At 66.4% G+C, this 15,584-nt stretch carries 22 protein-coding genes; 9 read left to right on the forward strand and 13 right to left on the reverse strand.

Annotated elements, in window-relative coordinates; translation table 11 throughout:
- Positions 1-170: 170 nt before the first annotated feature.
- The gene (locus tag ATE64_RS12490) at positions 171-656 is read right to left on the reverse strand and encodes a hypothetical protein (RefSeq protein WP_058457145.1); all 486 of its coding nucleotides are present in this window, start codon (positions 654-656) and stop codon (positions 171-173) included.
- A 153-nt stretch (positions 657-809) separates the two neighbouring features.
- On the opposite strand from ATE64_RS12490, the gene ATE64_RS22025 reads away from it, so the two are divergent.
- Entirely contained in the window at positions 810-974 is a 165-nt protein-coding gene (locus ATE64_RS22025) for a hypothetical protein (RefSeq protein ID WP_167541766.1), read from the forward strand.
- A gap of 131 nt (positions 975-1,105) precedes the next feature.
- Complete coding sequence (locus ATE64_RS12495; RefSeq protein WP_058457138.1) at positions 1,106-1,585, forward strand: hypothetical protein; 480 nt, start codon at positions 1,106-1,108, stop codon at positions 1,583-1,585.
- Positions 1,586-1,823: 238 nt separating this feature from the next.
- On the opposite strand, the gene ATE64_RS12500 is transcribed toward ATE64_RS12495, so the two are convergent.
- From ATE64_RS12500 to mnmA, 7 genes are all read right to left on the reverse strand, one after another.
- Positions 1,824-2,063, reverse strand: a complete 240-nt coding sequence (locus ATE64_RS12500) for a DUF2171 domain-containing protein (RefSeq protein WP_058457137.1) — start codon at positions 2,061-2,063, stop codon at positions 1,824-1,826.
- Between the two features lie 137 nt (positions 2,064-2,200).
- Entirely contained in the window at positions 2,201-2,764 is a 564-nt protein-coding gene (locus ATE64_RS12505) for a thermonuclease family protein (RefSeq protein WP_058457136.1), read from the reverse strand.
- A 288-nt stretch (positions 2,765-3,052) separates the two neighbouring features.
- Complete coding sequence (locus ATE64_RS12510; protein WP_058457144.1) at positions 3,053-3,379, reverse strand: hypothetical protein; 327 nt, start codon at positions 3,377-3,379, stop codon at positions 3,053-3,055.
- Positions 3,380-3,437: 58 nt separating this feature from the next.
- A complete protein-coding gene (locus tag ATE64_RS12515) occupies positions 3,438-4,127 on the reverse strand; it encodes a DsbA family oxidoreductase (RefSeq protein ID WP_082657645.1) in 690 nt (229 codons plus the stop codon).
- Between the two features lie 61 nt (positions 4,128-4,188).
- Positions 4,189-4,329 (reverse strand): hypothetical protein, encoded by a 141-nt coding sequence (locus tag ATE64_RS21690; protein WP_156416506.1) that lies wholly within the window; start codon positions 4,327-4,329, stop codon positions 4,189-4,191.
- A gap of 89 nt (positions 4,330-4,418) precedes the next feature.
- Complete coding sequence (locus ATE64_RS12520) at positions 4,419-4,847, reverse strand: hypothetical protein (RefSeq protein ID WP_058457135.1); 429 nt, start codon at positions 4,845-4,847, stop codon at positions 4,419-4,421.
- Positions 4,848-4,901: 54 nt separating this feature from the next.
- Entirely contained in the window at positions 4,902-6,050 is a 1,149-nt protein-coding gene (gene mnmA, locus ATE64_RS12525) for a tRNA 2-thiouridine(34) synthase MnmA (RefSeq protein WP_197410118.1), read from the reverse strand.
- 132 nt (positions 6,051-6,182) lie between these two features.
- Between mnmA and ATE64_RS12530 the strand changes: the two genes are divergently transcribed.
- From ATE64_RS12530 to ATE64_RS12540, 3 genes are all read left to right on the forward strand, one after another.
- Entirely contained in the window at positions 6,183-6,557 is a 375-nt protein-coding gene (locus tag ATE64_RS12530; RefSeq protein WP_058457134.1) for a hypothetical protein, read from the forward strand.
- Positions 6,558-6,567: 10 nt separating this feature from the next.
- Positions 6,568-6,867, forward strand: coding sequence for a DUF1153 domain-containing protein (locus ATE64_RS12535; protein WP_041383255.1), 300 nt, complete (start codon positions 6,568-6,570; stop codon positions 6,865-6,867).
- A 155-nt stretch (positions 6,868-7,022) separates the two neighbouring features.
- Positions 7,023-7,307 (forward strand): hypothetical protein, encoded by a 285-nt coding sequence (locus ATE64_RS12540; RefSeq protein ID WP_058457133.1) that lies wholly within the window; start codon positions 7,023-7,025, stop codon positions 7,305-7,307.
- Between the two features lie 219 nt (positions 7,308-7,526).
- Here ATE64_RS12540 and ATE64_RS12545 read toward each other — a convergent pair whose 3' ends face one another.
- A complete protein-coding gene (locus ATE64_RS12545) occupies positions 7,527-8,138 on the reverse strand; it encodes a GNAT family N-acetyltransferase (protein WP_058457132.1) in 612 nt (203 codons plus the stop codon).
- Between the two features lie 83 nt (positions 8,139-8,221).
- On the reverse strand, positions 8,222-8,368 hold the full coding sequence (locus ATE64_RS21695; protein WP_156416507.1) for a hypothetical protein: 147 nt from the start codon (positions 8,366-8,368) through the stop codon (positions 8,222-8,224).
- On the opposite strand from ATE64_RS21695, the gene ATE64_RS12550 reads away from it, so the two are divergent.
- The 3 genes from ATE64_RS12550 to ATE64_RS12560 all read left to right on the forward strand — a co-directional run bounded on the left by ATE64_RS12550 (position 8,367) and on the right by ATE64_RS12560 (position 10,728).
- Positions 8,367-9,059 carry a hypothetical protein gene (locus ATE64_RS12550; protein ID WP_058800403.1) on the forward strand — a complete coding sequence of 231 codons (693 nt, stop codon included), beginning with the start codon at positions 8,367-8,369 and terminating at the stop codon, positions 9,057-9,059. The genes ATE64_RS21695 and ATE64_RS12550 overlap by 2 nt on opposite strands.
- An 80-nt stretch (positions 9,060-9,139) precedes the next feature.
- A complete protein-coding gene (locus tag ATE64_RS12555) occupies positions 9,140-10,426 on the forward strand; it encodes a hypothetical protein (protein WP_058457130.1) in 1,287 nt (428 codons plus the stop codon).
- Positions 10,423-10,728, forward strand: coding sequence for a hypothetical protein (locus ATE64_RS12560; RefSeq protein WP_058457129.1), 306 nt, complete (start codon positions 10,423-10,425; stop codon positions 10,726-10,728). Before ATE64_RS12555 ends, ATE64_RS12560 begins: the two co-directional genes overlap by 4 nt.
- A 440-nt stretch (positions 10,729-11,168) precedes the next feature.
- Here ATE64_RS12560 and ATE64_RS12565 read toward each other — a convergent pair whose 3' ends face one another.
- Both ATE64_RS12565 and ATE64_RS12570 read right to left on the reverse strand, forming a co-directional pair.
- On the reverse strand, positions 11,169-11,495 hold the full coding sequence (locus ATE64_RS12565; protein WP_058457128.1) for an NIPSNAP family protein: 327 nt from the start codon (positions 11,493-11,495) through the stop codon (positions 11,169-11,171).
- Positions 11,496-11,562: 67 nt separating this feature from the next.
- A complete protein-coding gene (locus tag ATE64_RS12570) occupies positions 11,563-12,273 on the reverse strand; it encodes an SDR family NAD(P)-dependent oxidoreductase (RefSeq protein WP_058457127.1) in 711 nt (236 codons plus the stop codon).
- 177 nt (positions 12,274-12,450) lie between these two features.
- Between ATE64_RS12570 and ATE64_RS12575 the strand changes: the two genes are divergently transcribed.
- Positions 12,451-13,404 (forward strand): LysR family transcriptional regulator, encoded by a 954-nt coding sequence (locus ATE64_RS12575; protein ID WP_058457126.1) that lies wholly within the window; start codon positions 12,451-12,453, stop codon positions 13,402-13,404.
- 330 nt (positions 13,405-13,734) lie between these two features.
- Here the strand turns inward: ATE64_RS12575 and lepA are convergent, their stop codons facing one another.
- A complete protein-coding gene (lepA, locus tag ATE64_RS12580) occupies positions 13,735-15,558 on the reverse strand; it encodes a translation elongation factor 4 (RefSeq protein WP_058457125.1) in 1,824 nt (607 codons plus the stop codon).
- Between the last annotated feature and the right edge of the window lie 26 nt (positions 15,559-15,584).

The raw sequence follows: 15,584 nt of genomic DNA on the forward strand, positions 1-15,584 counted from the left end.
GCCGATCTGTGCGACGGCGAGCTGCCGCGCTGGTATCGCGACGACGCCGGCGATGCCGCCGAGCGGCTCGCGGTCGTCCCCGACGATGCGGAAACCGGACCGCCACAAGGCTGAACTTTACTGAACTTTGGCCCGAAACTTGGCGGGGCGCGAACCGCCGCCGCGCCCCCTCAATTCACCGTCACCCCGACCGGCACCCCGCGCAGACCGCCCGCCGCGAACAGCACCCCGCCGCGCACCGCCTCGGCCGATCCGTCGAGCAAGGGCAGCGGCACCAGGGCGCGCGTCACCTCGCTGTCGTCGTCGACGACCAGCCGCAGCACGGGAAAGCCCAGCCGGTCGCGCTCGATCACCACGTCGCGGATCGCCGCCAGCGGCCACGACAGGCTGCTGCCGCGATAGAGCCGCACGCCGTCGTGGAACACGTAAGAGCCGCGCTGGCGCCACAACCGCAGGCACGTCCAGAAGGCGAAGGCCGCGGCAAGCATCGCCACCGTCGCGACTGCATCGCCGAACAGCAGCGCGCGGATCATCGCGCCCGCCCCGTCGGCGCGCACCGGCGCCGCCTGCCCCCACGCGAGCGCGGCGAACGCCAGCGCGCTGATCACCTGCCCCGCGAGCAGCGGCTTCGCCTTCAGCCGCGCGACGACGATCATCTTCCGGTCCCGATATTGCATCATGCCCACAGATAGGGATGGCGGCGGCGCGGCGCCAGTCGCGAGGCGCGGGACAATGCGCCCCGGCCGCGCAGCAAGCCGCCTGCAAAAGCGTCGCGGCGATGCTATAAGCAAGGCGAAAGGAGAAAGCCCATGCAGGCCGTAACCGAAGGCGACCGCCGCAAGGAGCTCGCGACCTTGCTCGCGCAGATCCAGGCGCACCCCGAACGCGACTGGAGCGCGGCGCGAATGCGGATCGCGACGCTGAACAAGCTGGTTGGCAACAATCTCGCCGGCAAGTCCGTCAAAACGCACTGAAATATCGGCGGGCGGTTCGTCGCGTGCGCGCGGCGCCCCGTCGCCCGCCCGCGCAACATTCGCCGCGTCCGCCGGTTTCTCTTGCCGGACGGGCGGCCGCTCCCGGCTGCCCGCAGGACAGGAGACACCCCATGCGCAATTCCCTCACGCTGCTCGCCGCGGGTGCGGCCCTGCTCGGCGCCCCCGCCATCGCGCAGGTTGGCGGAGTGGTCGGCGGTACGGTCGACACGACGGCGCAGGTCGGCACCGGCGCGGTCGGGAACACCGTCGGCAACGTCACCGGCCAGCTCGGCAATAGCGTCGATCGCGCCGACGGCGCCGTCAACGGTGCGATCGACTCGGCAAAGCTCTCCGCCGCGACCCGCGAACAGGTCCGCGCCGGCGCGCAGATCACCGATGCCAAGGGCAACAGCATCGGCACCGTCCAGAGCCTCGACGGCGACAATGCGGTCGTGGTCGACGGCGGCAAGCTCTACAACATCCCGCTCTCGGCGCTTTACAGCAAGGCGAACAGCGTCACCGGGCCGCTGGTGACCAAATTGTCGCGCGCCGAGATCGCGGCCCGTGCGCACGGCAGTGCGCAGGCCAGCGCGGACGCCAAGTCGCACTGACGCGCCTTCCCCACCGCCCGCTTCCGCGTGGGTCGCCCCTCGCGGGAAAATCGTGGACGCGGGCACAGGACGGAGCCGGGACGAACCACCCCGGCTCCGTTTCCTTTGTCGGTTTGGCTCAAGCTTTTCGGGGCGGCTTTGCCCTATGAAAACGGCCCGCCCCAGGGGACAGGGCGGGCCAGTTTCAAGGTGCGGGGACGCCGGATTGCGCCCCCGCCATCTATGTCCGGGGGATGGACTATTCGGCTTCCTCGAACAGGTCGATCGCGTTGGCGGCGGTGGCCGACAGGCGCACCGTGTCGCCCTCGACCGCGGCGACCAGCCCGGCGGGAAGATAATGATGCTTGCCGTCGACGCTGTCGGCCTTGGTCAGCTTGATGCGTTCGCCGTCGATATGGTCGACCGTGCCCAGATGGACGCCGTCGGCGCCGATGACATTCATATCTTCCTTGATCGCGCTGTGGTCATGTTCGGCCATCGTCTGTCTCCTTGCCGCTCCGGGAGGGGGAGCGCATTCACCATACGCCCGAAAGGCGAGTCGGCTCCACCCCCTCCGACGAAGCGCCCCGCGGACAGGGTCGGCGCCGCGATCGGCACCGCCGCCAAATGCGCTCGTCAGCACCAGGGCCGGCGGCGTCCCTCCCACCGCCGCGCGAGCCCTTCGCCCACCAGCATGTCGCCGACGCTGTCGCCGCCGCGGGTGACGATCCGCAGCTTGCGGTCATAACGGTCGGTGTCGCGATCGACGCTTTCGAGCGTGAAGGCGCCGGCGTTCAGCCAGCGGAGCAGGCGCCCGGTCGCCGCCTCGCCCAGTTCGGCTTCCTCGGCGCAGCGCGCGGGGTGTGTCTCGGGCGTGTCGATGTCGGCGACGCGATATTTCTGCCCCTCGAACCAGAAGGTGTCGCCATCGACGACGCAATTGCGCCCGCCGCCGCTGTGGCAGAGCCCGAAGCGTGCCGAGAGCGTGTCGGGCGCCGCGGCCCCCTCGCGGAGCAGCGGGATGCCGGCCGCGGCCTCGCGTCCGCCCGGCGTCATGTTCAGCGCACCCAGCGTGCCGACGAATCCGCCCGCGACGACCATCGCAAGCGACAGCCCGAAGCTGCGCCGCCGCCGCGGCCGCTTCGGATAGGCACGGCGCCCGGGGCGCGGCGGTTTTCGGACATATCGACGGTGGGCCATGGCGGGCAGCCTGCCCGAAAGGGCTTATCAAAGTCCCAACGCGGCGGCTCCGCCATGGCTGGCAAACGCCACTGATCGTATCCGGCGCGGCACCGTTTTGACCGATATCAAAGAAAAAGGCGCGGCGCGGCGCCAGACGGGGTCACCAGTCAAGGAGACCCGTCATGACCAATCCGCTCTTGCAAGGCCCCGTCCTGATCTTCACCGCGATGGTGGGCAGCTTCCTGCTCGTCCTCGGCCCGATCGCGCTCGCCGACCTGATCCGAAACCGGCGCTAGGCATCGGACGTCAGGGCGCGCCGCGCGGCGCGTCGTCGTCGATCCCGTCCTCGCCGAGCTCGCCGTCCTCGTCATCGTCGCTGCGTTCGCCGCGATAGGCGTCCATGTCGATCCGGCCCGAGCGCTCCATCTGGCGCATATGGTCGACCAGATCGGGCGTGTCGCGATCCTCGTAGCGCGCCTTCGCCTTGCGGCTCTCACCCAGCGGGCGTTCGCGCCGCGCCGCCTCGGCGACCGTCTGCGCCTGCGCGTCCTCGTCCTCCTGTTCGCGGTTCAGCGCTTCGGGCGCTTGGTCATCGCCATCACGGGATTCATCGTCACGGGGGTCGTCGGCCATCGTCATCGCCTCCATTGCCAGGATCAACAGATAACGCGCGGCGGGACCCGGCCGTTCCTCAGGCCGCCGCGGCCAGCACCTTGCTCTCGATCACGCGGATGAACATGTCGGGATCCTGCGCGCCCGGCACCATCATCCGGCCGCCGAGGATGAACGCGGGAACCCCGGTCACATTCTGGTCGGCCCAATAGGCCTCTTCGACGCGGACCATCTCGCCATAATCGTCGCCCGCGAGGATCGCGGCAGCGCGTACGCGGTCGAGCCCGACCGATGCCGCCACATCGGCGAGCACCGCATGATCGGAAACATCACGATTATCGGTGAAATGCGCCCTGAACAGCGCCAACTTCAGCGCGGTCTGCACGCCCGTCGCCGCCGCCTGCTCGGGCTCCTCGAGCGCCCCCGCCCAGGTCAGCAGCCGGTGCGCGTCGAAGCTGTTGCGCATCCGGAACTCCGGACCGCGGTTGAAGGCGAAGCCCAGCTCGCGCGCGATATCTGCCAGCCGTCCGCTGTTCGCGCGGCTCTGGTCCGCGCTGATGCCATATTTGCGCATCACATGCGCGGCCGCATCCTCGCCCTCGGGCGGCATGTCGGGATTGAGCTCGAACGGGTGCCACTGGACCCGAAACGCCAGCCGCCCCTCGAAATGCGCCATCACCTTTTCGAACTTCAGCCAGCCGATGATGCACCAGGGGCACATGACATCGGACACGATGTCGACGGACAGGCGCGGCAGCACTTCGGTCACGGCAAATCTCCAACCGGCACGGCGACCGTCGCGTCGCCCGAGCCGCCCCTATACCATCGCGTCACTTCGTCGGCGACCGCCGGTCCTTGCCCGTCCTGCGCTCGCCCTCGCGGCGCTCGGGACCGTCATAGGCCGGATCGTCGACGACACGCCGATCCTCCCGCCGCCGATCCGCCGGCCTACGCGTCTTATCGCCCGACATAACAGCCCCCCTTCCCGTAAAAAGGAAATCAGAAGCAACCCTGCCGCCAGTAACTCACATTATCGGCCAAAAGACAAGGAAAGCCCAATTTAATGCAGGGTGTCGGCGGCCGCGGCAATAGTATCGCCGCGCGACGCACGCCCCGAAAGCACCCACCAGCTTCCGGCCATCAGCAACAGCGTCAGCGCCTCGATGATCATCGCCTGCACGATCGCCGCGCCGACCGCATCGCCCAACGCCGCCCCGATCAGCCGACCGGCCAGCGCGGTGCCATAGAGCGCCGCGGGCACCAGCAGCGCGCCGGTCCAGCCGCGCACCAGCGCACCGATGGCCGCGCTCCCCGCAGCGACAAGGAAGAAGGCCGACAGGTCGGCGCGCACGGTGTTCGCCGCAGCCCCGTCGACCGCGATGGCGAAGGTTTCGGCATAGGTCGCGGGATCGAGCAGCCCCTGCGCGCCCAATATGGTGAAAAAGACCGCCCACAGCAGGACGGCGCCGCGCAAGACCCAGTTGACCATCGCTTTTCTCCCTGATTTACCCGCAGGCTGCGGCATCGGGAGGAAAAGCGCAATCTATTCCGCGGCGAACGTCTCTTCGATCCAGCCGCCGCCCAGCACGCGGCTCTCGTCCGCCGCGTCGTACAGCACCGCCGCCTGTCCCGGCGCGACGCCATATTCGGCCGCGGCGAAGACCAGCCGGTCGCCCGTCACGAGCGCGGGCACAGGCTTCGCCATGCTGCGCACCTTCGCGAGCACCGCACGTCCCTCGACGTCGGCGAGCCAGTTGGTTTCGCCGAGCCGCGCGCCCGATACCGCGAGCGCCCGCCGCGGCCCGACGACGACTTCCTTTGTCTCCGCATCGAGCCGGATGACATACAGGGGCTCGGCCTGCCCGCCGATCTCGATCCCGCGCCGCTGGCCGACCGTATAGTGGATCAGCCCCTTGTGGGCGCCGAGTATGGTGCCGTCGACATGGACGATCGCGCCCTGATCGTCGGCGTCGGGGCGCAGCTTGCGGACGAGGGTCGCGTAGTCGCCGTCGGGGACGAAACAGATGTCCTGGCTGTCGGGCTTGCTCGCAACGCCGAGACCGAGCTCGCGCGCGATGTCGCGCACCACGCTCTTTTCCAGCCCGCCGAGCGGAAAGCGCAGGAAGTCGAGCTGCTCCTGTGTCGTAGCGAACAGGAAATAGCTCTGGTCGCGCGCCGGATCGACCGCGCGGTGCAGTTCGGCGCCCGCCGGGCCCATGACGCGGCGGACATAATGGCCGGTCGCAAGGCAATCGGCACCCAGGTCCTTCGCGAGTTGGAACAGGTCGGTGAACTTCACCCCCATGTTGCAGCGCACGCAGGGGATCGGCGTCCGTCCGGCGAGATATTCGTCGGCGAACTGGTCGATCACCGTGTCGCGGAAGCGGCTTTCATGATCATGGACGTGATGCGCGAAACCCAGCCGGTCGGCGACCGCTCGGGCGTCGCGGATATCCTGCCCGGCGCAACACGCCCCGACGCGCTTCGCTTTCGCGCCATGATCGTAGAGCTGGAGCGTCACGCCGATCACCTCGGCGCCCGACCGTGCGGCGAGCGCGGCGACGACGCTCGAATCGACTCCGCCCGACATCGCGACGACGACTCGCCGGTTCTTCAGCGGTTCGGCAAGCTGGAAGTCGGCGCGGGCGAGGCCGTCGGGGGCGGAAATCGTCTCGATCATGGTCGGCGCCATCTAGGGATGCGAACCTCAAAATACCAGCTTTTCCGCGCTGTGCGTCAAGATATTGACGCCGGTTAAGCTTCGCTAACAGGGGCTGAAACGGGCATTTACTGGACCTTAGCTCCTCTGATCTAGACAGGCTGCATGAACGCCAGCCCGTCAAATATCCCGCAGCTTTCCGCCGCGACGAGCCTGTCGAACCCCGGCTTCGACATCCTGCTCGCCGTGTCGGAAGCACGCCAGTCGGCGCTGCCAACCGTGCGCATGGTGCGCGCGCAGGCGACTCGCGAACGCCACGCGGAAAAGATCGGCGCGCTGCGCGACATGCTGCTCGGCACCGCCCCCGCCGCGGCGTCCGAGGGCGTCCGGCCGGCGCGCTTCTTCGACTTGTCGGACCCCGCGAACGCCCTGTCCGAAACTGTGAATGACCTGTTTACCAGAGGGTTTCAGCCGATGTTGAGTCCCGCCGATCTACATCCCCTCTTGTCGGCTCGCCCGATCCCCCACGACGAAGATTAATGGAATGAATATGATCGAGAATCAGAAAATCCGGCCCGCACAGGTCATCGGTCCGCTCGGCGAACCGTTGACGCTCGACTCGCTGCCGCCGCCGACGACCACCCGCTGGGTCGTTCGCCGCAAGGCAGAGGTCGTCGCCGCGGTCAACGGCGGTCTGCTGACTGTCGATGAAGCGTGCGAACGCTATGGCCTGACGCTCGAGGAATTTGCCGGCTGGCAGCGGTCGATCGACCGCAGCGGTATGCCGGGTCTCCGCGTCACGCGCATCCAGCACTACCGCGACCTCTATGAGCGCCAGCAACGCTTCTGATAAAAGGACGCGCCCGAAGGGGTCATGAAGGGGGCGCCTGCGGGCGCCCTCTTTTTTGCCCAAAATCCCGCGATTTCCGCGGCTTCGAAAATTCGATGCAACCTTGCCATTCACCGGGCGTTAAGCCCCCGAGTCAATTTTGGAGAGAACTCGATATGCGCAAGATGATCATCGCCCTCACCGCCGCATCGGCCCTGGCGCTCGGCGCCTGCCAGAGCAAGGAAGCCGACAAGGTGGAGGACCAGGCCGAAGCCCAGGCCGACGCGATCGATGCCCAGGCCGACGCAATGCCTGAGGGCGCCGCCAAGGAAGCCACCGAAGCCAAGGCCGACGCCGTCGAAGCCGCGGGCGAGGAAAAGGCGAACGCGATGGACGATAACGGCGAAATCGCCCCGTCCGAGGTCAAGGACGCCACGACGGCTCCCGCCGAAAAGAAATAAGGAGCTCCGCGATTGGGTCGCGGAAGGGCGCCCGGCGAAAGCCGCGGCGCCCTTTGCTTGTCCGCCGCCCGCCGAATTCATCCCCCTGTGCGCCACGTCACCGCGACGTCATGCCGTCGCGGCTAGAAGGGATTCGCGAGGGGGCGATCCAAGCTCCGTCACGCTCCCTCCCGCCGCGGTCTGCGACCCGCCGCGGCGGGCAGGACTAGCCCCAAATCTTCAAACCCCCAATTGCTCGAACACATGCTGTACGCCCGGCGCATCGGTGTCGGCGCGCAGCGCCGCGATCGCCGCTCCGACATCGAGACAATATTCGGCAACCCCGGCGCTCTCGCCTTTCCATGTCCCGCCCAATGCATGAACGAGGCGTGACGCTGCGTGATTCTCCGACAAGGTGTGGACATCGAGCCCGATCAGACCCTCGGCATGGCAGTCGACGAGCAGCGCGGCGGTCATCATACGTGCCAGTCCCTTGCCGTGGAACTCGTCGAGTACCGCGACCGAATATTCGCCGACGCGGCCATCGGGCTGGTTGCGCACCGCATGGACCGCGCCGATCGCGGGCCATCCGGGGCATTCGCTGCAGATCGCGCCCCAGGCGATATGATCATGCCCGTCGACGTCGGCGAGTCGGTGGACGACCTCGTCGGGCAAGGCCGGCGCGGGGGAGAAAAAGCGCAAATAGCGCGATTCGGCCGACAGCCTGGCGATCCCGTCGCGAATGCGCTCCTCGTCGTCGGGCTTGATCGTGCGCAGGCACACGCGCGTCCCGTCGGTCAACGCGCTGTGGATGACGATGCCGTCGATCGGCCTTGCACGGGCTTCGGTCATAACGGACGCTCTTTACGGATGGGACGGAAGCGAAGCTAATCCGGGCGCGATCCGCCCGCAATCCCGTTGCTGGATCGCGATCCTCACGCCCGAATATTTATGCGCTGTCGGGCGACCGGCCCGCCGAGCAAATTGCCGACCATGCCGAAGACCTTGCCAGCCGCCAGGACTTCCAGCATGATCGGTCGTTCGCGGCCCGTCGCCGCGCCGAGGTCGCGCAGAAATTCCATGGCTAAAAAAGAGTGCCGCGTCACCGCGTCGTGCAACGGCGTGCCGAAACTATTGTTCGCGATCCGCGAGCTTGGCGGCGGCACCCTGCTGCTCGTCCTGCGCGGCAGCGAATATCCGATCGCGATCGGCGGCAAGATGCACCGCGTCGTCGAGCAGCGCTATTCGCTCCACATCGACCCGGTGTCGGGTTACGTCACGGTCAAACATTCGCTCCGCCTTTCGGACCGGCGGATCGTCGCCTTCGCGGCCTTCTCGCACGAAAACTCCGCCGTCCGGGCCTGGCCGGTCTTCTCGCGCCTCGCTCCCGATCTTCGTGCAAAAGCCTACGACCTCAAGGGCGCGCCGTCGGACCGCGATCTCGCCATCGCCGACTATAATCCACACGCCGCCAGCCTTGGCTATTCGGTCGTCGCGCATCGCGGGCAGAAACTGGCCGCATCGGGGGATCTCGCCCCCGCCACCCTTGCGCGCCTCTCCTTCGGCGCCTTCGACATTTCGATCGTCGCGCGCACGCTCGATCGTCCCTCTGCCGACGGCGCGCTGATGCACCACAGCGCCGACGCTCCCATCGCCAGCGCCGGCGACGACACCATGGCCGAGCGGGATCTCGTCCACTTCATGGAAACGGCGCTCGGCCAGCTTCTCGCCGCCGACCGGCAGCCGGCACAGCGCGGCCGACTCGCGGGCTGAGCCCCGGCACCGGAATCCGCTTTCCTACAATGTTCCAATATGGTTCGTGATGGTCATATCACAAACCAAGGAGCATCGTCATGCGACAGGAAATTCTTCCGCCCCTCCCCGCCGACCCCGAAGCGATGGACGAAATCGCGAACGACGAGCTCCCCGAAGAGCTTGCTTTCACCCCCGTCGAGCAACAGGCGAAGCGCTGGTCGGGCATCAACGCGCAGAAACAGCGCCTCTTCATCGCGCAGCTCGCGGCGACCGGCGCGGTCAGCATCGCGGCAAAGGCGATCGGCCACAGCACCTCCGCGCTCTACCAGCTCCGCAAGCGCGACGGCGCGGAGAGTTTCGCCGCGGCGTGGGACCGCGCGGTGGAGGCGGGCGCGCGCCGCGTCGCCGACCTGCTCATGGAATATGCCATCTATGGCGTGCCCGAGACGATCTCGAAGCGGGGTCGGGTGATCATCGAGCGCCGCCGCCCGAATGTCCGCGCGATGCAGCATATCGCCGCCAGCCGCTTTCCCGCGAATTTCGGCGGCATCGACCCCGCCGACGGCCGCCCCGCCACCGCGATCCCGCACGCGGTCCGCCGCCTGCGTGAGACATGGCGCGCCGAGTGGGAGGCCGAGCGACAAGCCGCGCAGCAGGCCGAAATGCGCGACCATGCGGAGCGCGCGCGTCGGCAGGAATCCGAACTGGACGACCGCCTCCGCACCATCCGCACCGGATATCAACGCGGGATTTCGCACGACCCGGTCAAGCGCGCCGCGTGGGACATGCTCGCCGGCCCCGGCACCGACTGGGACGCGCTACGCCGCGAGGACGCCTATACCAACCCGCAAAAGCATGAGTGGCACATATACCACCCCGACATGATCCTCCCCTTCGCCGCAGGCGCGGGCCATATCGACTGGCAGGCGCACGAAGGCGGCGACCTGTCGCACCCGAACCCGCCCCCCGCCGCTTGCGTCCCCGGGGCGGAGGGCGGCGAAGAGGACGAATTCTGGTTCAAACGCTATGAGGATCATATCGTCGAGGGCGAGGCCGACGAGCGCGACCCCGCCCCCGCAACAGCCACCCCCGGAGTCGCCCGCAACGACCTCCGCCGGGCCGCCCGCACCTTGCGCGACCGCGCCGAAGCCTGGCAAGCCGCGCGTCGTCCGGTGTACCAGCACCCCCACGGCTTCCTCGCCGACACCAGCCAATGCGGCGGCGCCACGGGAATCGAACGCTACACCGCCCGCCGCCGCATCGAACGCACGATCGCCGAGCTCGAACGCGAATGGAATGCGGCGTACAGCGAGGAAAGCTGGGCGGCGTGGAAGGCGGGCGATGGCGCCGCCGCCAAGACCGACAGCGCGGGAGGCGAGCAATGAGCCTCGAACGCGCCCTCGACGAAAACCGCATCTGTGCCCGCTTCGGCCGCATCGTCCGGATCGACTGGATCCAGCCGCGCGAGCCCTATGGCGGCTGGACCGACGCCGCGCATCTCGAACCCGAGCCGGTGCAAACCTGCACCTCGGTCGGCCGCCTCGTCCGCGACGACGACTGCGTAAAGATCCTCGCCGCCTCGGCGATGATCGTCGGGGATGAGGAGCGCATCATGCTGAGCGGGATCATCGAGATTCCGGCGCGGTGCGTGGTGCGGATTGTTAGGTTGGAGGAGCGCGGAGCCTGAGTTGGCCAATTTCACACCGTCCGTTTTTAAATGGAAGTCAGCGATGGCAGGCGTCGTCCACGCCACTTCTATTGAACGGTCACTACCTTCCTCGTCAGTTCGGCGCCAAGAGAGCCCCCGGCGTGTGTTGGCGCGACATTCAGCCAACCCGATCGGTATCTTCACGCTCAGTTCGCCGTCGACTGGGATTAACGAAGGTTGGTGGCCACATAAACCGACCAAATAGGGCATCGACATCGCCCGCCACATTGTATCCGTCGGCAAAATTCATGCTCATGCCATGATCGGCGCCCCACTGCCTTGGAGGACAATTATACCCTTCCGCTTCCGCGGCGTGTCGGGGCGTGCGACCCCGACGGGACGGGTGTCCAAACCGGATGTCGTCGCGCCCCGGTCGATGACGGCCGACGACCGCAGGCCCGGGGCGGAACGGCGTCCATTCATCCTGCCTTTGAAAAGGCCGTCGGCGCCAACAGTTCGTTGCTGATATTCTGTACGATAGGACCGTCCTTCTCGGTTTCGGCGCTGACCGCCAGCCATTCGGGATCGGCCAGGAATGCGGCCCACCGCTTTTCGCGATCGGCAACGCTGTCCCAGGCGAGCATGTATGTCAGCCGCTGGCTGCTCTCGCCGACCAGCGTCGTCCAGAATCCGGCCTGACGGATGCCGTGCTTGTCCCAGATTCGCAGTGTGTGGTTCTGGAATCGCGCAAGCAACGCCGGCAGTCGACCCGGGATGGCCTCATAGACGCGCAGTTCGTAAATCATCGATCGTTCCTTTCTTCCTTGGGAGCCGGGAGCGTCGCCCCGCAAAGGGGGCGACGCTCCGGAGGACTTAGTGGCCGGCGCTCTGCCCGCCGTCGACGTGGAGGATCTCGCCGGTCACGAAATTGGCGCCGTCGAGGTAAAGGACGGCATCGACGATATCGCGGATGTCGCCCATCCGGCCGACCGGATGCAGGCCTGCGAGAAACTCGTGCGTTTCAGGCGCGTGCATCGGCGTCTTGATGATGCCCAACGCCACGGCGTTCGCGCGAATGCCCCGCGAGGCATATTCGATCGCAAGGCTCTTGGTCGCGGCATTGAGGCCGCCCTTGGTGAGCGATGCCAGGACCGACGGCACCTTCGAATTCGCCTGGTCGATCAGGCTTGTCGAAATCTGCACGACGTGACCGCTGCCCTGCTTCTCCATCGCCGCGATTGCATGCTGGCTGATGAAGAAGAAGCCGTTGAGATTGGTCGCCAGCACCTGCGCATATTGCTCGGCGGTGTAGCCGGTGAACCCGCTCGCGACGAAGATGCCGGCGTTGTTGACCAGCGTGTCGACGCGGCCGAACTTGGCGAGCGCCTCATCAATCACCCGCTTCCCGGTCTCAGGGTCGCCGATGTCGCCGGCGACAGTCAGCAAGTCAGGGTTCGATGACGGCTTGATCGACCGGGACGTGGCAACAACGCGATAGCCGCGATCGAGAAACGCCTCGACGAGGCTGGCACCGATGCCCTGCGATGCGCCGGTCACGACGGCGACTTTGCGTGGATCATTCATATCTTCAACTCCTGTTTTATTGGCCCGGCGCACGATTGCACCGCTGGCAACTATTTAGATTGCACCAGATATCGTAGGAATAGCCGCTGCTTGGCATGCACTGTTCCGCAAAACGGATGAATGTGCGCCTGATCCGTGCTATCGGGGCGTGGCTGGCGGGTTTGCAGGAGGCATAGGGTGGATCGGATCGACGCGATGAAAGTATTTCTCGCCGCGCTCGACGAGGGCAGCCTTGCAGGTGCGGGGCGTCTGCTCACGCGCTCCCCGGCAGCGGTCAGCCGTGCCATCGCTTTCCTCGAGGCCCATGTCGGCGTCGAGCTGTTGCACCGGACCACTCGTTCGATCCGCCTCAGCGAGGCCGGCGAGCGCTATGCGATTGCCTGCCGCAGAATTCTGACCGAGCTGGAAGAGGCGGACGTCGTCGCTGTGGGCGAGCGCTCGGCACCAAGGGGCATCCTGACCATATCGGCGCCGCCCATCAGCGGCGAAGACATATTGCGGCCGCTAGTCGACGAGTTTCTCGAACTCTACCCCACCGTCTCTGTGCGCTTGCTCCTGCTCGATCGGCACGTGAATATGGTGGAAGAGGGCATCGACATTGTCCTGCGCGTCGCACAGCTCCCCGATTCCGCGTTGATTGCAACGCGGGTCGGCGCCGACGTCAGGAAGGTGGTCGTCGGCTCGCCGGACTATCTCGCCAACCATCCGCCGATTCGCGAACCTTCCGACCTTGCCGGGCACAGCATCATCGCCTTCTCAAATCTGGGGCTCGATTCATGGACGTTCACCCCCGCCAAGGGCGCGAGTGTTCCACGGACGGTCACCTTCACGCCGCGCTTGACCGTGAACACGGTGCGCGCGGCCGCGGCGTCGGCGATAAGCGGAGTCGGACTGACCCGACTCTATTCTTATCATGTTGCCGAGGCGGTCGGGCGCGGCGACCTCAGGGTCGTGCTCGCCAATGCCGAACATCCACCGATGCCCGCACATTTGTTAACCCCGAAGGGGCGCAGCTCGGTGCCCAAGGTGCGAGCCTTTATCGACTTCGCGGCGCCTCGCCTGCGGTCCGAATTCGCGCGACTGGCGACCGAAGCGCGCGCCTTGAGCTCTTTCGTCTACTCGGAGGAGTGAAAGTTCAGAGCAACCGGTACGATCATCCAGCCCTGCGCGCGCTATTATGAGTAGAAGCAAAGGGGGCCGAATTGCACTTGGAGGGCTTTCGCGCATACCGAGGACCGTCGCGCTGTCGGTTGTGGCCGATGCTGTTCTAGGTCGCAACCGCCGACGTGAGGCGCAAGCTACCTAGGCGTCACCCCCCATCGGCAACACCGCAAAAAAAAGCCTCCTGCGGGATGCTTACATTCCTATATATTCGCGCATGCGGCTGGGCCGGTCCAAGCTGCCCCGCAGCTTCGTCTGATTGGCCCATCTGCCTTCTTTCTGCTTCAGTGAAAAAGCGGATTAGGCGTCGTCCCCCATCCGCAGCGCCGCAATAAACGCCTCCTGCGGGATGTTCACATTCCCGTACTCGCGCATCCGCTTCTTGCCCTCTTTCTGCTTTTCGAGGAGCTTCTTCTTGCGGGTCGCGTCGCCGCCGTAGCATTTGGCGGTCACGTCCTTGCGCAGCGCGGCGATGGTTTCGCGGGCGATCACCTTTCCGCCGATCGCGGCCTGGATCGGGATCTTGAACATGTGGCGCGGGATCAGGTCCTTCAGCCGCTCGCACATGCCGCGGCCGCGGCTTTCGGCGCTGCCGCGGTGGACGATCATGCTGAGCGCGTCGACCGGCTCGTTGTTGACGAGGATGCTCATCTTGACGAGGTCGCCGGCGCGGTGGCCGATCTGGTGATAGTCGAACGACGCATAACCGCGGCTGATGCTCTTCAGCCGGTCGTAAAAGTCGAACACCACCTCGTTGAGCGGCAGTTCGTAGGTGATCTGCGCGCGGCCGCCCACATAGGTCAGGTTCTTCTGGATGCCGCGGCGGTCCTGGCAGAGCTTCAGGATCGCGCCGAGATAGTCGTCGGGGACATAGATCACCGCCTCGATCCACGGTTCCTCGATCTCGTCGATCCGGTTGGGGTCGGGCATGTCGGCGGGGTTGTGCAGCTCCATCTCGGTCGGGCCGCCCTCCTTCGACCGGGTGAGCTTCAGCTTGTAAACGACGCTGGGCGCGGTGGTGATCAGGTCGAGGTCATATTCGCGGGTCAGCCGCTCCTGGATGATCTCGAGGTGCAAGAGGCCGAGGAAGCCGCAGCGGAAGCCGAAGCCCAATGCCGCGCTCGTCTCCATCTCGAAGCTGAACGATGCGTCGTTGAGGCGGAGCTTCTGGATGCTTTCGCGGAGCTTCTCGAAATCGTTCGCGTCGGTCGGGAACAGGCCGCAGAAGACGACCGGCTGAACCTCCTTGAACCCCGGCAGCGGGTTCGCCGCGGGCTTTTTCGCGTCGGTCACCGTATCGCCGACGCGCGCCTGCGCGACGTCCTTGATCTGCGCGGTGATGAAGCCGATCTCGCCGGGGCCGATCTCGGTCAGCTCCTCGCGCTTCGGCGTGAAGCAGCCGACGCGGTCGATCAGGTGGGTGGTGCCCGCCTGCATGAACTTGATCTGCTGGCCTTTTTTGAGCACGCCATCGACGACGCGGACGAGGATGACGACGCCGAGATAGGGGTCGTACCAGCTGTCGACGAGCATCGCGACGAGCGGGGCGGCCGCGTCGCCCTTCGGCGGCGGGATCTTCGCGACGATCGCCTCGAGGCATTCCTCGATCCCGATGCCCGACTTCGCCGACGCGAGCACCGCCTCGTCGGCGGGCAGGCCGATGATGTCCTCGATCTCGGCCTTCACCTTGTCGACGTCGGCCGCGGGCAGGTCGATCTTGTTGATCACCGGCACGATCTCATGGTCGTGCTCGATCGACTGATAGACGTTGGCCAGCGTCTGCGCCTCGACCCCTTGCGCCGCGTCGACGACGAGCAGCGCGCCCTCGCACGCCGCGAGCGACCGCGAGACCTCATAGGCGAAGTCGACGTGGCCGGGCGTGTCCATGAGGTTCAGCTCATAGGTCTCGCCATCCTTCGCGGTATATTTGAGGCGCACCGTCTGCGCCTTGATGGTGATCCCGCGCTCCTTTTCGATGTCCATGTTATCAAGGACTTGCGCCGACATCTCGCGCGCGGTGAGCCCGCCGGTGAACTGGATCAACCGGTCGGCGAGCGTGGATTTCCCGTGATCGATGTGCGCGATGATCGAAAAATTGCGGATATGCGAGAGAGGCGTGGTCATCGCGGCCCGTTAGCAGCGGAAAGCCG

The sequence above is a fragment of the Sphingopyxis sp. H073 genome, assembly GCF_001468395.1.
Taxonomy (GTDB): Bacteria; Pseudomonadota; Alphaproteobacteria; order Sphingomonadales; family Sphingomonadaceae; genus Sphingopyxis.